19 protein-coding genes are annotated in these 16,294 nt (G+C 50.0%); 8 read left to right on the plus strand and 11 right to left on the minus strand.

Annotated elements, in window-relative coordinates; translation table 11 throughout:
- The first annotated feature begins 3 nt into the window (after positions 1-3).
- Together SY83_RS01740 and SY83_RS01745 are read left to right on the plus strand one after the other, a co-directional pair.
- Complete coding sequence (locus SY83_RS01740; protein ID WP_068603677.1) at positions 4-1,698, plus strand: CocE/NonD family hydrolase; 1,695 nt, start codon at positions 4-6, stop codon at positions 1,696-1,698.
- 20 nt (positions 1,699-1,718) lie between these two features.
- Positions 1,719-2,657, plus strand: a complete 939-nt coding sequence (locus SY83_RS01745) for a magnesium transporter CorA family protein (RefSeq protein ID WP_068603679.1) — start codon at positions 1,719-1,721, stop codon at positions 2,655-2,657.
- A gap of 65 nt (positions 2,658-2,722) precedes the next feature.
- On the opposite strand, the gene SY83_RS01750 is transcribed toward SY83_RS01745, so the two are convergent.
- The 3 genes from SY83_RS01750 to SY83_RS01760 all read right to left on the minus strand — a co-directional run bounded on the left by SY83_RS01750 (position 2,723) and on the right by SY83_RS01760 (position 5,348).
- The gene (locus SY83_RS01750) at positions 2,723-3,217 is read right to left on the minus strand and encodes a zinc ribbon domain-containing protein (protein WP_068603681.1); all 495 of its coding nucleotides are present in this window, start codon (positions 3,215-3,217) and stop codon (positions 2,723-2,725) included.
- A 120-nt stretch (positions 3,218-3,337) separates the two neighbouring features.
- Entirely contained in the window at positions 3,338-3,703 is a 366-nt protein-coding gene (locus SY83_RS01755; protein ID WP_068603683.1) for a hypothetical protein, read from the minus strand.
- A gap of 112 nt (positions 3,704-3,815) precedes the next feature.
- Complete coding sequence (locus SY83_RS01760; RefSeq protein WP_068603685.1) at positions 3,816-5,348, minus strand: glycoside hydrolase family 31 protein; 1,533 nt, start codon at positions 5,346-5,348, stop codon at positions 3,816-3,818.
- A gap of 235 nt (positions 5,349-5,583) precedes the next feature.
- Here SY83_RS01760 and SY83_RS01765 point away from each other — a divergent pair, with 235 nt between their 5' ends.
- Positions 5,584-6,417, plus strand: coding sequence for an AraC family transcriptional regulator (locus SY83_RS01765; protein WP_197479937.1), 834 nt, complete (start codon positions 5,584-5,586; stop codon positions 6,415-6,417).
- A 12-nt stretch (positions 6,418-6,429) separates the two neighbouring features.
- On the opposite strand, the gene SY83_RS01770 is transcribed toward SY83_RS01765, so the two are convergent.
- The 3 genes from SY83_RS01770 to SY83_RS01780 all read right to left on the minus strand — a co-directional run bounded on the left by SY83_RS01770 (position 6,430) and on the right by SY83_RS01780 (position 8,536).
- Entirely contained in the window at positions 6,430-7,143 is a 714-nt protein-coding gene (locus SY83_RS01770; RefSeq protein WP_068603689.1) for a YkvA family protein, read from the minus strand.
- A gap of 117 nt (positions 7,144-7,260) precedes the next feature.
- Complete coding sequence (locus tag SY83_RS01775; RefSeq protein WP_068603690.1) at positions 7,261-8,238, minus strand: helix-turn-helix transcriptional regulator; 978 nt, start codon at positions 8,236-8,238, stop codon at positions 7,261-7,263.
- A 91-nt stretch (positions 8,239-8,329) separates the two neighbouring features.
- On the minus strand, positions 8,330-8,536 hold the full coding sequence (locus SY83_RS01780; RefSeq protein WP_068603693.1) for a hypothetical protein: 207 nt from the start codon (positions 8,534-8,536) through the stop codon (positions 8,330-8,332).
- A gap of 183 nt (positions 8,537-8,719) precedes the next feature.
- Between SY83_RS01780 and SY83_RS01785 the strand changes: the two genes are divergently transcribed.
- The 3 genes from SY83_RS01785 to SY83_RS01795 are packed head-to-tail and all read left to right on the plus strand — an operon-like array spanning position 8,720 to position 11,265.
- Positions 8,720-9,598: an aminoglycoside phosphotransferase family protein gene (locus tag SY83_RS01785; protein ID WP_068603695.1), complete on the plus strand. Its 879-nt coding sequence runs from the start codon at positions 8,720-8,722 to the stop codon at positions 9,596-9,598.
- A 37-nt stretch (positions 9,599-9,635) separates the two neighbouring features.
- Complete coding sequence (locus SY83_RS01790; protein ID WP_068603697.1) at positions 9,636-9,938, plus strand: Dabb family protein; 303 nt, start codon at positions 9,636-9,638, stop codon at positions 9,936-9,938.
- 19 nt (positions 9,939-9,957) lie between these two features.
- The gene (locus SY83_RS01795; protein ID WP_068603699.1) at positions 9,958-11,265 is read left to right on the plus strand and encodes a glycosyltransferase family 2 protein; all 1,308 of its coding nucleotides are present in this window, start codon (positions 9,958-9,960) and stop codon (positions 11,263-11,265) included.
- On the opposite strand, the gene SY83_RS01800 is transcribed toward SY83_RS01795, so the two are convergent.
- The 3 genes from SY83_RS01800 to SY83_RS01810 are packed head-to-tail and all read right to left on the minus strand — an operon-like array spanning position 11,262 to position 13,040.
- Positions 11,262-11,465, minus strand: coding sequence for a hypothetical protein (locus tag SY83_RS01800; RefSeq protein WP_068603702.1), 204 nt, complete (start codon positions 11,463-11,465; stop codon positions 11,262-11,264). The two genes, SY83_RS01795 and SY83_RS01800, sit on opposite strands and share 4 nt — an antisense overlap.
- A 38-nt stretch (positions 11,466-11,503) precedes the next feature.
- Positions 11,504-11,995, minus strand: coding sequence for a hypothetical protein (locus SY83_RS01805; protein ID WP_068603705.1), 492 nt, complete (start codon positions 11,993-11,995; stop codon positions 11,504-11,506).
- A complete protein-coding gene (locus SY83_RS01810) occupies positions 11,958-13,040 on the minus strand; it encodes a glycosyltransferase family protein (RefSeq protein ID WP_068603708.1) in 1,083 nt (360 codons plus the stop codon). Before SY83_RS01810 ends, SY83_RS01805 begins: the two co-directional genes overlap by 38 nt.
- A gap of 148 nt (positions 13,041-13,188) precedes the next feature.
- On the opposite strand from SY83_RS01810, the gene SY83_RS01815 reads away from it, so the two are divergent.
- Positions 13,189-14,145 (plus strand): CgeB family protein, encoded by a 957-nt coding sequence (locus SY83_RS01815; RefSeq protein ID WP_068603710.1) that lies wholly within the window; start codon positions 13,189-13,191, stop codon positions 14,143-14,145.
- Positions 14,146-14,277: 132 nt separating this feature from the next.
- Positions 14,278-14,928, plus strand: a complete 651-nt coding sequence (locus tag SY83_RS01820) for a class I SAM-dependent methyltransferase (protein ID WP_068603711.1) — start codon at positions 14,278-14,280, stop codon at positions 14,926-14,928.
- Positions 14,929-14,949: 21 nt separating this feature from the next.
- Here the strand turns inward: SY83_RS01820 and SY83_RS22960 are convergent, their stop codons facing one another.
- Together SY83_RS22960 and SY83_RS01825 are read right to left on the minus strand one after the other, a co-directional pair.
- Positions 14,950-15,105 (minus strand): hypothetical protein, encoded by a 156-nt coding sequence (locus SY83_RS22960; protein ID WP_157279763.1) that lies wholly within the window; start codon positions 15,103-15,105, stop codon positions 14,950-14,952.
- Positions 15,106-15,242: 137 nt separating this feature from the next.
- A complete protein-coding gene (locus SY83_RS01825; RefSeq protein ID WP_231891353.1) occupies positions 15,243-16,289 on the minus strand; it encodes a C40 family peptidase in 1,047 nt (348 codons plus the stop codon).
- Positions 16,290-16,294 lie beyond the last annotated feature (5 nt).

Raw genomic sequence — 16,294 nt, forward strand, 5'->3', positions numbered from 1 at the left:
ACCATGAACAAATTTTTAGGTAATTCTTCAGCAGTCCTTACAAATTCGGAGGATGTTCAACCAGGCTTGAACAACATCGTCATAGATACAGTGCATTACGGGTATCAGGAAATGATTATGGAGAAAGATGTCCCCGTTGTCATGCGTGACGGCGTGACTCTTTATGTGAATGTAACCCGTCCAAATAAACCTGGAACATTCCCTGTTGTGATGTCAGCGGACACCTATGGGAAAGATAACAAACCGAAAATCACGAACATGGGACCGATTTGGCCCACTTTAGGTCCGATTCCCACATCCAAATTTACACCGGAAGAATCACCGGACCCTGGTTTCTGGGTACCCAATGATTACGTTGTAGTGAAAGTGGCGCTTCGCGGCAGTGCTAAATCGGAAGGCGCGCTCTACCCTTGGTCACGTCTGGAAGCAGAAGACTATGCCGAAGTGATTGAATGGGCGGGTGTACAGGAATGGAGTAACGGTAACGTCGGAACCAATGGTGTTTCTTATCTGGCCGTAACCCAATGGTGGGCTGCTTCTCTCAATCCGCCACATCTGAAAGCCATGATCCCTTGGGAAGGTCTTAACGACATGTATCGCGAAATTGCCTTCCATGGCGGGATTCCGGATACAGGCTTCTTCAGATTCTGGTACGACGGTATTGTCAGAAGATGGCCCGATAACAACAACATTGAAGACTTGAGAGCCAAACAGCAAGAACATCCCTTATTCGATGAATACTGGCAGGGTAGACAAGTGAATCTTACCGATATTCAAGTGCCGATGTTCGTATGCGCAAGCTGGTCAACCCAAGGGTTACACAACAGAGGTACTTTTGAAGGCTTTAAGCAGTCATCATCCGAGCACAAATGGTTGAAGATTCATGGCCGTAAAGAATGGGAAACTTATTATACCCGGGAATCATTGGAGCAGCAAAAACAATTTTTTGACTATTTCTTAAAAGGAATCGAGAACGACTGGATGGATACGCCGCGTGTATCTTATGAAGTGAGAGATACATTCTATCAAGGTCATAATCAGGTGGGCACGGCTTGGCCATTAGCGGACACAATGTATAAGAAGTTATATCTCAATGGCTCAGCGATGACATTAGACGAACAACAACCTGAAGAATCCACGAAAGTTTCTTATGACAGCGAAGCGGTAGCAGCTCATCAAGATGAAGTGAGATTCAGCACAACATTCGATACAGATACCGAATTGACGGGTAACATGAAACTGAAATTATGGGTTTCCGCGGAGGATGCGGATGATATGGATCTGTTCGTTGGGATCAAAAAATTAAATCGCCGCGGTGACGAAGTGTATTTTCCTGATTTTAATCATATTGAAAACGGTCAAGTCGCCACTGGTTGGTTACGCGTATCTCATCGTGAATTGGATATGGATAAATCAACGGAGGCACAACCTTGGTTAAAACATGAGAGAACCCTGAAATTAAAAGATCAGGAAATCGTCCCGGTCGAAATCGAAATCTTGCCTTCAGGTACACATTTCAAAGCGGGAGAACGTATTGAAGTTGTTGTTAAAGGCAGCGAGGTTGTGAAAGGAAGCAGCGCGCCAGGATTGAAAGTGCGTTATGAACATACGGAAACGGTCAACAAAGGAACGCATGTGATTTACACCGGTGGAAAGTACGATTCTCACCTTTTGGTACCAGTAATTCCAAAGAAATAATAACGAAAGGGTGACATGTCATGTTAATTACCTATAGATCCTCTCTTGAAGGAACTCTGAACATAGCAGAATCATTTGAGAAGAATTGTTGGATTAACATGACCGCTCCTTCCACAGAGGAATTAGCACAGGTATCTCAATTCTGTAATATCCCTATGGAATTCTTAAGAGATCCGTTAGATTTAGAAGAAACCGCTCGGATTCAATATGATGAAGAGACGAATTGCACCTTAATCATTATTGATTTTCCTACGATCGATATGAATTACGATCAATTTGATTCCTATATTACCATTCCGATCGGAATCATCTTGGGTACAGATTACATGGTTACGATCTGCAGCCAGTCCACCGGCTTTCTAGAAAGTCTGGTCAGGAGAAATGTGAACACGTCCATGAAGAGTCGATTCGCATTAGAAATCTTATTCTTAATTTCAACTCAGTATATTGAGAAATTAAAACAGCTCAACAAACAACGCCATAAAATTGAGAATAATTTGCGGAATTCCTTAACGAACAAGCAGCTCTATGACCTCATGGAAATTGAGAAAAGTCTGGTGTACTTTCTAACATCATTGAAGGGTAACGGGGATATTATCACCAAATTATTTCGCACGCATTCCGTAAAGTTATACGAAGAGGACAAAGAACTCCTCGAAGATGTAATCATTGAAAATAATCAAGGCATAGAGACCACAGAATTATATACCAGAATTCTGAACAGTATAACGGGGTCCTATTCCTCGCTGATCTCGAATGAATTGAATAACACCATGAAAACTCTTACGAAATTCACAGTCTTCTTAACCCTTCCTACGCTTGTATTTAGTTTTTTCGGTATGAATGTTACCTTACCTATTGCGGATCAGTCCCCCTTATCCTGGATGTTTACTTTGATTATAGCCGTCCTGTTTATCGTCTTAATCGGATTAGCCTTCCGGAGAAGGAGGATTTACTAATTCGTTACGTATACATTAAAAAAAGCAGTCGCTTTTCAATAAAATCGGACTGCTTTTTTTATATTTTATCCCGTCAGCACAGCCCCGCAACCGATACAGAACAGCGAGCCCGGCTCGTTTTCTTTGCCGCAAGAGGCGCACAGCACGGCGACTTTATCCTGCGATGCAGGCACAGCCTCGGTAAATTCCGCATCCGAAGATACCGCTACAGGCTCATACTTCTTTCCGCACTTGGAGCAGAATGTCGCATCCCCCGGAATCACATGGCCGCAGGTACATACTCGCTCATTCTTCACTTGCAGAATCTGCTGTTCCACAACCTGAATCTCCGATTGCAGTTTCACAATTACGCTGCAATACTCGTTTACCGCGGACTCCGAAGACGACAAGTCCCCCGCCTGAAACGCCGCGAACACCGCTTGCCCGATCGCCGTGTGGTTACGCTCAATTTCCCGTTCCTTGGAGGAAATCTGCGACTTCAACTTCGTAACCTCCAGCGTTTGCTGCGCCATTCTGGCGGCGTCGGTTGCGCCTTGCTTCATTTTGTTCAAAAAAGACATAATCCCCTCACCCTTCGCTTCATAGTCGTTCTCTTCTTTATTAACCCGATTTATATGATTATACCCTACTTGGCCGCAAACAAAATAAGGGAGCCTAAGCCCCCCGCTATTCAGACCTATTTATTTAAATCCAATATACTTCTTCCCGCACATGGAACAGTAGTAGGCTTCCTGTGAGATTACGGTGCCGCATACGCACACTTTCTCCCGCTTCAGGTTCATGATTTGTTGCTCCAGCGCCTCGATATCTTTCTGCAAATGGACGATGACTTTACAGTGCTCGGTAATGGTAGTCCTGGACGTGACCGGATACGGCTCTCCCGCTTGGAACGAGAGAAACACCGCCTGCCCGATAAGCATCTGGTACCGCTCCACTTCCCTTTCCTTGGATGCGACCTGTGATTTATATTTGGTGATTTCCACTTTATTCTGGGCGAGCTTGGCTGCGTCGGTAGCGCCTTGTTTCACTTTTTGGATGATATTCATGGGTCATGCGCTCCTTTCTTGGAGGTCCTATACTTCATCTTATGCGGCGCGCGCGGCATTCATCCCATGAACTCGTTGTCCCTATTGCAAAAGAACCCCTAAGAACTCGGTTCTAGCGATCCCTCCGATACCAAGGCAGCCTGTGGATCGGGGCCGAAACCATCTTCCTGCAAGGTCCCGTCTCCACACGGCCGTCCTCTCCCGTCCAACGTCCCTCGGGAAACCGGATTTCCCGCTCCACACCGCCTTTAATCAGCACCGGCGCCACCAGAATGTCCTCCCCCAGCATAAACTGGTCCTTCACCTCATCATAACCCGCATCCGGGAACATGTAGCTCATATGCCGAATGACAGGCTCGCCTGTTACGGCCGCATGTTCTGCCCACTTCATGATTTCCCCGTCCATCCGCTCATGCAACCGGGCCGCTTCAAGCACATAAGATTGATGTTCATCGTCCAAAATACGCCAAGGCGCCGCAGAAAACTGCATCATCGGAAACAGCGCCGAGCATTGAGCATAGCGGACGATTAATTCCTGATCGAGCGAATCCGAATTCTCGAGAAAATTCAGATATTCCCCGCCGCCGATCATATCCGGACAACTGAACGCATACCCCAGCAGCCCTTGGGCCAAACCATCCGATATCAGATGCGCGAGCCCGTTCCTTCCCCACTGGTGATGCTTATCCTTCAGCCGCTGAGCGAGCGGTTGTCCCGCCAGCTTCCAGCATGCGCGGTACTCGTTCAAGGGATAATGCAAACCCACTTTGGCCCAAGCTTCGCATTGATCGTTCCGCGTACCGGGAATCGCGCTCTTATCCGCGGGTTCATAGGAGTCGAGATCGCCCGCATCCAGCTTGAATCCATCCACCCCGTACGTTTGCATAAGCTCATCCAGTTGTCCCCTCAACCACTCCGACGTTTCCTTATTCGTGCAATCCAGCACCGCGCTGTAACCGTTCCACCACTTTCGAATGGCGGTATCCCCATGGGCATCCTTCAAGAGATAACCTTTGCGCTCCAGCTGACGAAAAGTCATCGAATCCGGACTGACTAGCGGGCACACCCATAACATAATTTTAAATCCCATCTCATGCAGCTCGTCACACATCGCTTTAGGATCCGGAAACCGGCCGGAATGAAATTTCCAGGTGCCGTAAGGCTCATGCCAGTTATCGTCAATCATAATGACGCCGGGCGGGTACCCGTGCCGCAGCACGTTGCGCGCATAGTCGAGCACCTTCGCCTGCGTCGGTTCATACAGAAGCTCAATCCACAGATTATATTGCGGAGCCGTGAACAGAATTTCATCAGGAAACGTGCCGGATGGCGGAAAATACGTCTTCGAAGCATATCGAAAACCTTCCCGCAAATCGCCAAGCTCCTCTGTGCATCGCACATCACCGCTGCCCGTTAAGGTTATAACCCCTTGTTCCATCTCATAGGCAAAAGGTTCCTCCGACCATATCACCCGCCCCCGGTTAGAGAGCAGCAGCGGACTACCCTGATTGCCGTCGAGTTGAACGGAAAGATCCGCGTGTACAACACTATCTTTAGAATAAGGCATGTCGATTCCGTCTGCCGCTTTACCGCCCCACCAATATTCGCCTGGCAGGAGTGGAATTACTAGTGTTCTGTTGGACATCTGTGTACCTCCGATTATTAAAAGTTCTATCATCAGGGTACCATCAGGAATGGGTGCCGCCAATCTTAACATATTGCTATGGTATAACAATATTGACAATCATTGATATTACATGTTGTTATTAAATCATTCGCAGATTCAACTCTCATATAACAATCTTGCTGATTCCATGGAGGGCTGCATGTTGGTTAAGGACTATCAATCATTTTCTTTTAGGACAGAAGATAGCCCGTTTATGACGTTAGATTCCATAGGCTGGAGTTCGGTTGACGGGGTAGAGTACAGCTTCGACGGCAGGTTGCGGCCGGATCAGGGTCATGTTATTTTTCAATACACGTTATCGGGGGAAGGCCGAATTGAAATAGGGGAGCAGGTATACCGGTTACCGAAGGGCACCGCGTTCTTTGTGCAAGTTCCCGGCGAGCATCGTTACTATTATGAACAAACGTCTGAACCCTGGGAATTTCTATGGTTGAATGTGAAAGGTGCGGACGCGCAGATGTTCTGGGATCGGATTCAACAACGTTACCAAGGCGAACTTGTCGAACTGCACCCGCAATCGCAGCCGATTCAAGCCTTGTGGGACATGTACCGGAGAATTCAGAATGAGCAAGCGCGGGATAAACATAATCTATCCGTTATGGTTTACAATTGGATCCTCCTGTTTCTGGGAACCCATGCCGAAGATCACCCTTATCATGCACCAGTACAAGACAGTAACTTGAGGATAATTGAACAAGCGCAGCAGTACATGAAAAATCATTTATCGGAATCTGTAAGCTTGGACGACATTGCAGAGCATTGCGGTACGAATAAGTATCAGCTGTGCAGAATATTTCAAAAAACCGTACAGGTCACCCCCCTCGACTATATGACCAAACGTAGAATTGAAGCGGCCGCTTATGCGCTGCGGAATACAAATAAACCCGTTTCTCAGATTTCCGAAGAGAACGGGTTTGGCAGTGTAAGCTATTTCGGGAAGAGGTTCCGGGAACAGGTGGGTCTGTCGCCGACGGGTTACCGGGAACAGTCCATTCCGTATCCAACTTCCCGATTGTATGTAGACTAGGCTGAGCCAAGTCTATTGCTGTTTGTCTTCAGGCTTGGCTTGCTGATCTGCGTTGCTAGGCGCTATAGGCTTGGCTTGAGTCTGCGGCCCATCATACGATACAGGTTTGTCGTGCGTCTCATGCTCGTTGTGCGATACTGGCTTGATATATGTTTCATGCTCGTCAGGAGAAACAGTCTTGATGTTCGTCTCCGGTTTGTCTGGCGATACCGGATTGATACGTGCCTCAGGCTCGTCATGCGATACTTTATCAAGCGAATCATGCTTGTCACGCGCTTCTTCCTTCGACCCGCCGAACCGTTTCTTTAACCGGCCCCATAGGCCGCCGCCCAGGAACTCGTTGGCGTTCTTGAGAATCTTCTGAATCAGCTCCAGCACATCGTCATCGCCCGCCCAATGCTTACGAACTAAGTCCGCATTCGTGTTGTTCACGACGCCGCTAATCGCGAAAGCCGCAAGCGATAAATCATCCGCGAATCCGGCGGGTCCTGTGAGCAGTTCCGGCAGCATGTCCACCGGGGCTACGAAGTAAGCGATGACTCCGGCCAGCTTGGCTTTCTCCGCTGCGGGGACCTCCGGGTCCAGCGCGAGCCTGCACAGCAGATGAAACAGGTCCGGCGCGAACAACACATACTCCGCGACCTTATTGGTCTTTCCCTCGTCCGTGGCGAGCCAGTCCTTGATTTTGATACGGAAATTTTGATAGAAATCATGATTCATGCCCATACGTGGATCCCTCCCGAAAGTCGATATACATAGTATTACACCGCTTCTTGGGCTCCAAACCTTGGATTAAGATGATGGGACGTGTTCTGCCGGCGTTCTGTACCTATTCTGACCGTATCAGGAAATTGTAGTTTCGGTCTTGCTATACAGGGACTTCCAGCGATCCAACTGCTCCAGCAGCGCCACCCGGTACGATACCGGTTCCAGAATTTCCGCCGACGGACCATATTGATACACCCAATTCAGGAATTCCCGATCGTCATTCACCGTCACCTCGAACAGCAACCCGCCGTCTGGCAGATCCGTAATCCGCGGCCGCACGAACAATTCCTCCTCTTTAATGTAACGCGCCACATCCGGGTAGAATTTCACCTTGAACTTGATCTGCTTGTCGCCCCGCTCAATGGACCAGGTGTTCTTCAGATAGGATTTGATGTTAAAATCTTCTCTCTCATACGTCTGCGGCATGATTGTAACCTCCCGAAACCGCGAAATCCGGAACGTCCGTACGGCGCCGGCGGTGTGGCAATAGCCTAGCAAGTAGAATCTTTGGTCCCGCGGAACCAGATAATACGGGTCGATGATTCGCTCCGTCTGGGTGTTACGGCTCTGGGTATGGTAGATGGCTTTGATGGATTTATGCTCAAGGGACGCTTGCAGGATCGTATACAGATAGTTGGGGCTGTCCTCCCTGTAGGCGGGTGTACCCATCTGGATGACTTCGGTAATCTGTTCTAGAATCTCCTTGTGATTGGACCGCTGTTTATTATATGTGGCCATGACTTTCTCATAGGCGGAGTCGAACCCCGGCGGCAAGAGCGTCTGCACCTGGTCCATCACCTTTGGCAACATCGAGAACACCAGCGCCTCCTGCTCCGTCCAATTGAGGGGATAGATGGCGAAGTTGCCCATGAACGTGTACCCTTTGCCGTACCCTTCATTCGTCAGGGGTGTAACGATGGCGAGTAAGTTCAGATCGCGGTAAATGGTTCTTTCGGTGGCCTCGCATTTCTCGGCCAGTTCTTTGGCGGTGATGCCGGGCTTGCTTTGTATCGCGATAATCATGCGGATGAGGCGGATCAATCTCTCTGTCATTTCTTTCGCTCCCAGTTGTTGGTTTGTTACCATAGGAGGTATTCTGTGGAAGCAGGCCGATTCCTTCTTTCTCACTGCATTAAAGTATGGCTTAGGATGGTTTAAAAGTAATATATAATACATAGGCAATCTCATACGCTATTCCAACGAATAGGGTGGGTAAGCCGAAGGCAAGAACACCTTTTATGATTTCGCTAATTTGCCTATATTTAAACCCCTTGTAGAGCCGGTTCATCACCTTCCACATTGCGTGTACCATTACAGAGGATATTAAAATTCCTCCTGTTATTAATTCCATTCCGTGTACCTCCATATCATCTGTCTGTTATATTTGACGCAATCTGGACTATAAGGTTACAACTTTATAATCAAAAATTCAGCCCCCCATCTTCCTTCCTGTTCCAAAACATTCTATGATAAATATCTTCGTTGAGCTAAACTATTCCTATCAACTACATATAATCAGGAAGCGAGGGAACCAATGATTGAAATAACTGTCGAATTAGTACGCCGATTAATGGATAGTCAATTCCCACAGTGGAGTCATTTATCTATAAGGCCCGTAGAAAGAAGCGGACATGATAACCGCACCTTTCGTCTCGGTGATGAATTGTCCATTCGTCTGCCCAGTCATGAAAGCTACGCTTCGGCTGTTGAGAAAGAGTCGCTGTGGCTTCCTGTATTCCAGCCTCTTCTTTCCTTGCCCGTTCCTGCTCCCGTTGCCAAAGGCGAGCCGACGGACGAATATCCCCTCCCATGGTCGGTCAACCGATGGATCGAAGGCGATACCGTCTCGCGCTCTAATATACGCGATCTTAACGAATTTTCCGAAGACCTCGCGGAATTTCTGAAAGAGCTGGAAGCGATCGATCCGAGCCGTGGTATACCTGCAGGCATCCAAAACTTCCATCGAGGAGGAAACCTTGCCGTTTACGACCATGATACAAGGTCCGTCATCGAGACTCTTTCCGGTGAATATGATCCAATGCTTCTTACAGAAATATGGGAACTATCACTTAAAACAAGATATCAATCAGTTCCGCTCTGGGTGCACGGCGATATCGCAGTAGGCAATCTGCTTGTGAAGGACGGACGACTGTGTGGCGTTATTGATTTCGGAACCATGGGTGTTGGAGATCCTTCATGCGATCTTGTAATGGCATGGAACTTCTTTGACGACGTCAGCCGCGAGAGATTCATTAGTCGCATGAACATAGATGAAGACACCGTCCATCGCGCTCGCGGCTGGGCCTTGTGGAAAGCACTCATAACCTACGCTTGGAATGACAAAGGCTCAGAACTTTCAGATTGGGGTAAGCATGTGATTCATGTGATTATCCGAGACTACAAACGACTTTAAATTCTCTTATATCATAAAACAGGAGGTTCTAAATCCCATGATTGAACATATTGTTATATTTAAGTTTAACGAAAAGGTAACGTCGGAGCAGGAACAAGCCTTACTGGATCAATTGCTGGCTTTCAAAGGTCAGATTCCGGGCATCGCCGAGCTGTCCGCGGGCATCAATGTGACGGAAGAAACCGAAGTTGCCCATGGCTTCTCCCTAGGCTTGCGGGTAACCTTCGAGACGCAGGAAGACTTACGCAATTATGGTCCGCATCCGTTGCATCAAGCTTTTGTCGCTTCGCTCAGCGGGTTGCTCGAGCAAGTGATTGTGGTGGATTACCCGATTCTATAGGTTGGTGAGGGGGCATGTGATGGTTATCTTCATTCTGGATTTATTCAATCTTGGGGAAGCAGCCGTCCGTGGCACCTCGCACCATGTGAAAGCATGCATACCGGATGCGGTGGTCATCGTTGCCGAGTCCGGCCAAGCTTCCCTTGTCCTGAATGAAACTTTGCGAAGCCCTGAGTCGATGGGAGAGGCCGGCATCGGTGAATATTTCATAACTGTTGTGGCCGGAGAGTTATTTTCTCCGGCCCTTCTTTCGTTGGCGGAGGGCCGATTGGAATCCGGTTGCGCAGGGGTGGCAGCCCCGGAACAGGCACCCGGTGCAGGGAACAGCAAACCCGTCCCCCGCGGTCCCTTCCTCTGGCGCAGGGAAGCTTGCTTTACGGGGGAGGGGGAGCGGCTTTATTTTGCAAGTAGGGAGAAGCTGCCGTTCGAATGTTATGTCTTGCTTGAGATGCAGCTCCGGCTGGGCAAGGAATGGACCTGGACGGAGTGCGCCCTCGACATGTGGACCCGTCACCCCGTTCCCCCGAAATGGCATAAATCCATGGCTCAATGGACGTATATGGAACCGCTGTTATCCGCACGTTCAACATATGGCATTACTCCTGTTGGTGCTCTGCCCTATTTCAGCATTGTTCTGTGCTTTCATAATGACATCTCGTACTTGTCTTGGAGCATCCAAAGTGTGATGAGGCAATCCTTCCCGAACTGGGAATTGATTCTGATGGATGACGGTTCCACGGAATCGAGCGACGGTATGATGAGAGACTACGGTAGGGATGTCAGGGTTCGGATGCTGCGCAGTGATCGTAATGAAGGGAAAGCCGCAAGTCTCAACAAGGCCTTGATCCAAGCTCAAGGAAGCTATCTTCTCGAGTTGGATGCGGATGACTGGCTTGATCCTGCTTGTTTGTCTGTGCTGCACCGGACTATAACCTCTCAGCCGGACTTAGGTATGGTGTACGCGGACCATATCCTCTGGAAAGAACGTCCGGACGGGCAACCTGTATTTCATCAATATGTACCCGCCATGGCAAGTTTCTCCGCGCTTAAGCTGCTTCGCGATGCTATTCCTCTGGCTCCGCGTTGCTATCGCATCGAAGCCTTACGCTCGCTTGGCGGTTGGTGGGAGCACGGTCCCGGAGGAGGACGGTTGTATGAAGACTTTCAAATGATGGCCAGACTGGCCGGTCACTACACGGTCGAGCGCATCCCGGAGCCGTTGTACCATAGGCGCTTGCGGGAAGACAGTGTCAGCGCCAGCCATACCAGCCACTATGCGGAGTGGAGAGATTGGTTCAGCCTGTTTGTGAAACCGTTAGAAGTCTAGATCGGCGGAAGGCGCACAAATTCAACCCGGCTGACCGATACAGACACAGGCGTCACTTGTTCATACGCGGTTGGTGTTTGTTGTACGGTAATGATGGCCGGTTCTACCTGCAGGATAACGCCTCTGGTCAGTTGGGAAGCTTGATAAATCTCAGCTCTCCGTCCTGTAAAGGCGCGCAAAGCTTCTGTGAATGATGGCATGAGGAACCTCCTTTCTTCTGGGAACATATCGTCTGTCGCTATTCAATCGTGTTGATCTGACCAAATGGGATGAATACAATCGCTCCCGTCGGTTCATTCATGCGCGCATAGTCGCTTCCTACTTCAGCCAGGGTCCCGACAATCGGACCGGCATCGGTCTCCAGAGCAACGGTTGTACCGAGCCGCGGTGTCAAGATCGAGATGATGCCTTGGAACGGAATGGGACTCACGATGCCGCCGCCCCGGGCTAAATCTGTAAGCCGCGATTGCTGCAAAATCGTGATTTCCCGAGCCAAATTCTGCGATACCGTTGTAAGGTTGGCTATAGCGGCCGCTGTCTCCAGTCTGCGTTGATTGTAATCTGTCATGAAATAGGCCAGCTGTCTGGAAACCCTGCGAATTCTGTTCAACAGTTGAATCGGCGTGATGCGAAACCTGGACAGCTTCCGTTTCTTTTTGGGTTTTCTTTGGCAACCGTGAATGACGACCTGTTTACCGCGTGTGCCCTTCTTTAACTTCAACGTTCTCATTTCGCACCCCACCCTTTCTTGCTAGTTGGTTTACTGATAGTTGGTTAATCATGACGAACAATGCGTATCGGGCCCGGTTAATCCAAGAATTTCGGAACGCCATCCTTTGCCTTTGACGCACCTTAACTTCATGATTATCCGCTAATGCTCTGGCCACCGTGTCCGGCGCGTTGGTTACATTCGTAATATAGGCTAAATTTCCAAACTTCCGCAGCTCCGGCATATCCGAGGCGATCACGGGCTTTCCAGCGGAACTATACTCATAAAACTTCACCGGATCACAGCCTTCGATCATCGGAGTCAAACGAAAAGGAATCAAGGCGGCATCGAACCAGCTTAAGTAGCCGGGTAACTCCTCGTATGATTTCATCTCCAGTTTGGTCACCCGAGGGTGCTTCACTTCCAGGTCATAGAGCCGGTTCGCTCCGATTAACACAACAGGATAACGTTCCGCTACGGCGTAAACCATCTCCAGATCCATCCAGCTGGTCACCGCTCCGTAATATCCGATTAAAGGCTCATCCTTGGTTTGAGGTAAGTCAGAAGGTCGTGACAGTCGCTGGGCCGCGCTTTTGAAATGCTCATAATCAGCCGCATTCGGTAACAACACCGTTCGAATTCCGCGGGAAGCATGCTCGTTATAGATTGCCTGCGCCGAGGCAAAGGTAATCGCCGTTTTCCGTTCCATAACGGGTACGAGTTGATGCCAAGCCGAAAATTCATCCGCCGCCAGATCACAAGAATCAAACACCGCCAGATCATGATCATTGGAGTCGATAAACCACCCTTGATTTACCGCGCACCAGAACACCACCTTACCTCGAATGTAAGGTTTATAGTCTACACTGCGATGAATGACCCTGAAGTCAGGAAGCTCCGGATAAGGCTGGATGACCGGTTCATGCTGGGGAAACAGATCCGCCGGATTAATGAACACGACGTTGGCACCGGCTTGGGCAAAAGCTTTCATCATCTGATGCGGCCTTTGATGCATAAACTGATAGTCAATGGCTGGCGGGTAGATGATGGTGATCTCCGTCTTCATGGCTTCTCACCTATCCGTATATTTTTCTGTAACCGAGACTTTATCACAGTATGTATAGGCCTTAGCGGTTGATTGTGTATCTACCTAGTTTGTCATCCGATTTCCTGTACCGACATAAGCTGATAACGGATGAAAGGAGGGATGAAAGTTGAGGATTCTCTTTCTGAATTGGGCTCCCATCATCACATTCGGGCTTGCTGCAGGGTTTCAACAACTCGGACACGAGGTTGAGATTCTACGCCCGGAAGAAGATTCCACGGAAGGTATGCTGCATCGTATTGCGGCGTGCAAGCCTGATGTGCTCCTGACTGAAGGCGGCGTGGGCCGGGAAGATGTCATCTTTCCCGTTCTGGAACAGAGCGGCATTTCCCACGTGTACTGGGGCATCGAAGACCCTGTCGCCTATAATCTGTCATTGGCGTACGGGAAGCGGTCTGTGTTAACCTTGACGACCCATCGCGAGTGGCTGCAGGAGATTTATGAGCCTGCCGGTGTGGAGGCGATTTGTATCCCTTTTGCCTGTAATCCGGCGTTTCATAGAAAGGGTTTGTTGCGCCCTGAATTTCACCATGAGCTTGTGTTCGTAGGCAATAATTACGAGAATCATCCCCATCGGATTGAAGGTCATCGAATCTTGTTTGATGCTTGTCTACAGGCTGATTTACCGCTCGTGTTCTACGGCGATGACAACTGGGTGAACGGAAAACTGGGGTACCAGGTGCCGCCGAACGCTTACAAAGGATATTTCGGTTATCTGGATTGGCCCGATTTATGCGCTTCATCCGCTTTCATTCTGGGCGTGCACAGCATTGGCAACTCGTCTACGATGCAGTCGATGCGTACGTTCGAAGTGTTGGGCTGCGGCGGATTTTTCCTTACACAACATACCCCTGCTATTGAGCACATGTTCGAGAATCATAAACATCTGGTGTGGACTCAGAGTCCCGAGGAAACGGTCGAGTTGGTTCGCTATTACCAGGCCAGACCAGACGCCATGAAACGGATTCGTACGGAGGGGCAAAATCACGCTTATGCCAACCATACGTACAGGCATCGGGCGGAGGATATTGTGGCGCGGTTGGGAGCATTAACGGGGTTGAGGTAATGTAAGGCGTGGCGGGGCAATAGCATGGTTAACGCAGCTTTGCGACGTTGAATGCTTGGAGGGCGGCAGGTGAAAGTGGCTTAGATTTGTGGAAGCGGAGGTATAAAGCACGGGAAGGTGGGAGTGTAGCGCATGGGAACTGAGGATAGCCGATTTTTTAAGGTTTCGGATCCGCATTCGGATGAAGTGCTGTTTCGGATTCCCCACTATTGGTGGAGCCGACTCTATGAATATGAATGGGCCAAAAACTTTGTCAGGCCTGGGGATGTCGTGCTGGATGCCGCTTGCGGGATCGATCATCCGTTTAAGTTTTACCTTACCACGGTCACGGATCAGGTGTATGCCTGTGATATCGATCCTCGGATTGTGATGCCGGAACAGGTTATTGAGAGCATGAGGGGGAGCTTCTTCGGGGCTGAAGCGGCGGAGGTTGTTCGGAATCAGTATGTGGATCGGGTACAATTCGCCCATGCGGATTTGACGCGGCTGCCGTATGCGGATGCTTCCTTTGACCGGGTTTTCTGTATCTCGGTGCTGGAAGAAATGCCTGCTCAAGCCTGCCTTTCCGCGCTTAAGGAATTTCGGAGAGTGCTGCGGCCGGACGGACTTGTCGTGCTGACATTCGATTACCCCAATATCGACCTGGCCTTGTTGCGCGAGCAGTTGGAGGAAGCCGATCTGGCTGTCGCCGGCCCGGTTGACTGGGAGCTGCCGGAGGATGCGCTGTACACCGAGATGTGGGGCGGGTTGTATTGCTTCCGTGCTTTGTTGAAACGAAAATAGCTTAAATCGCTGTGCTAATATTTAATTCTTCGCAAGTCTTTCAAGCACTTCACGGTGACGTTTCATAACCTCCATTGCCGCTTGGCTTACGGCTTCCTTGGAAGGGATAATACTCCCTGTTTGTTGTGACTCTTCTAGTTCTTCACGTTTGATGACCCTGTTTTTATCATCCTTCATACAGTCCACCTCCTCTATTAGTAATTTACCATATTTTATAGTATTATTGTTCAATAATTTCTAGCAGCATAGCTTTCCGCTCAGCAAAAAAACTCTGTGGTAATTCTCCACAGAGTTTGCTTATTTTGAAAAGTCGCCTAAGACCAATACCGCCGCGAGATGCAATGCTCCTTTTCCAGCCTGAAGCCCTTCAGGTCCACCAGCTCGATACTGGAAGTGGATTCCGGCGCATGAATCATCCGCCCGTCACCTGCATAAATGCCTACGTGATGCACCCTGCCCTTCCCCTCTTCATGAGCAAAAAAGAGCAAATCCCCCGCTTCCAAATCCGCCTTCTCCACCAGTAAACCATGTCTGGCTTGATCGGATGCGTCCCGCGGGATGTTAATGCCGAAAGAATGATGCATGTTATACGCAAATCCGGAGCAGTCGTACCCGAACGCGGACATGCCGCCCCAGAGGTAATGGAGCCCGAGAAAGCGGCGGGCTTGCTCAACAATGGTCTGACCGGCAGTGGCGTTCGGCTTGGAATTACCCGACATGTCCTCCATTGAAAATGGAGATGTTCTGCCAGTGTGGAAATTCGGTGATGACCCAGGCACCGGCTCCGCCGAACCCGTAAGGATCCGAACATCGTCCGCCTTAAAGAAGCCGGTTCCTTCCGTTGTCTGCACCTTCACCCAGTCGCCTGCGGCTTCAAGCACCGGGAGCTTCGTCAGGTAGCTCAGCTCCAGCCGCGGCTGCGGCTGCGCCTCCGCGGGCAAACCCCCGCCACCGACCGCCTCCGCGGCACCGTAAAGCCACGCCGTGCCGGCGACCACCTCCGCCCAGGCTGCGCCCGGCGGAGCAACCATCGCCGCAGCCAGCTGCGCGCGCGGCACCCAGCCGGGGTACCCGGCTTCGTGCTGTCGCGTGCTTTGCTGCGGCAAGAGCACCTTAACCCATTGCTCGCGTTCCTCCGCAATGCGTACGGTCACCCCATAAAGCGCCTGCGTCTGCACCCGGTTCGACGCGCACAGATCCAGTCTGTCCGCTATCGTCATCGCGGACAGCCACTCCCGGATGCCGGCCGGCCGCGCCAGGGCCGGAGCATCCAGCGCCCGCGGGGACTCCGGTGTCGTCCACACCGTGGCTACGGACACCGCTACCGTCATTTGCCGCATTTCATGTTCGTCAGCGTTCATCATCA

Origin of the sequence: Paenibacillus swuensis, assembly GCF_001644605.1 — a bacterium.
GTDB classification, from domain to species: domain Bacteria; phylum Bacillota; class Bacilli; order Paenibacillales; family DY6; genus Paenibacillus_N; species Paenibacillus_N swuensis.